3 protein-coding genes are annotated in these 1,392 nt (G+C 40.1%); all 3 read left to right on the top strand.

Annotation, left to right across the window (positions count from 1 at the left end; translation table 11 throughout):
- Nucleotides 1–125 precede the first annotated feature (125 nt).
- Nucleotides 126–473, top strand: a complete 348-nt coding sequence (locus AC2JBO_RS44945) for a YtxH domain-containing protein (protein WP_496960090.1) — start codon at nt 126–128, stop codon at nt 471–473.
- A gap of 14 nt (nt 474–487) precedes the next feature.
- Complete coding sequence (locus AC2JBO_RS44940; protein WP_496960089.1) at nt 488–1,057, top strand: DUF948 domain-containing protein; 570 nt, start codon at nt 488–490, stop codon at nt 1,055–1,057.
- Between the two features lie 89 nt (nt 1,058–1,146).
- A complete protein-coding gene (locus tag AC2JBO_RS44935) occupies nt 1,147–1,338 on the top strand; it encodes a hypothetical protein (RefSeq protein WP_496960088.1) in 192 nt (63 codons plus the stop codon).
- Nucleotides 1,339–1,392 lie beyond the last annotated feature (54 nt).

The following is a 1,392-nucleotide window of genomic DNA, read 5'->3' as shown; positions in this document are numbered from 1 at the left end:
TAAACTAAAAGAAATGAACTGTTGTAGTTGAACGATAATATATCGCTACAATTTTTTACTTTTTTAAATTTCGCTGCGGTGATGAAACACGCATAAAATGGTCGTAAGGGGAGAAGGAGCATAAAATGTCTAACAACCGTTCTGGTCAATTTATTGGTGGTTTAATGATAGGAGCGACGATTGGAGCTTTAACTGGTTTACTCGTGGCGCCTCGTACAGGGAAGCAAACACGTCAAATGTTGAAAAAATCTGCTAATGCCTTACCGGAGTTAGCGGAAGATTTATCAACGAGTGTTCAAATTCAAGCTGACCGGATTTCTACTAGTGCTTTGCGAAACTGGGATGGTACATTAGAAAGACTGAAGGAAGCGTTAGCGGCAGGTATTGACGCGAGTTTTCGGGAGGCAAACGCTATGCGGCAAAAACAAACGCAAGACTTCGACTTAGATTCCATGAACCAGCAAGATAATTAGGTAATTTTATTATTGTGACAGAACCTTTATTTTGGCTAGGTTTATCTCTTCTTTTAGTTGCTGTCAGTTTAGCTGCGGTTTTAGTGGCAGCTATTCCAGCATTGCAGGAACTCGCGCGTGCAGCTCGTAGCGCGGAGAAACTCTTTGATACACTATCGCGAGAATTACCTCCTACTCTCGATGCTATTCGTACAACTGGTTTAGAAATTACCGACTTGACCGATGACGTTAGCGAAGGAGTAAAAAGTGCAGGTCAAGTTGTTAAACAAGTTGACCAAAGTCTTGAAGGCGCGCGTAAACAAGCGCAAAATATACAAATAGGGACTCGTAGTGTATTTGCGGGTGTGAAAACAGCTTGGAAAACACTGACACGTCCCAAGTCTTCCCGGAGAAATGGCTCCATACAACCGTTACGGGAATGGGAGTATCAACAAGACACTCGCCGAGCAAAAGAATATCATAGCGATGATTACGAAGAGTCTGTTGGCTGGGTCAACGGCTACGATAATAATAAACGCGATGATGATATTTATCCCAAATCTGTAAAACCCGCTAAAAATGATGACTGGTCAGATAATAAGTAGTTTTTATCTTTACAAAATGTAATGTATATAATTCTGGAATAATCATTTACAATATGCATCGTATAAAATATTTTCACAGGCTGCGGGAAATGATTATTCAAAAATATGACGATATACAAGCTTTAGACAGCTTGCAACAGAAAGTCAATATCCGAAAGACACAGCTTAAAATTGCCGTAGAATCGAACATGCGTATTGTAGCTGAAGCTTTACAGCATCAGTTAGACGAACTTCAGCACAACTCCAACTTTCAAGCTCTAATGAGTTTATTTGATGATTAATTCTCGTAGGGTGCGTGACGCTACGAAAAAATTCCAATGATATATAAGACTCGT

It is taken from the genome of Calothrix sp. CBUCES-K 9914 (assembly GCF_059640475.1).
The sequence above is the reverse complement of the archived record's forward strand: the minus strand, read 5'-3'. Positions and strand labels throughout refer to the sequence as shown.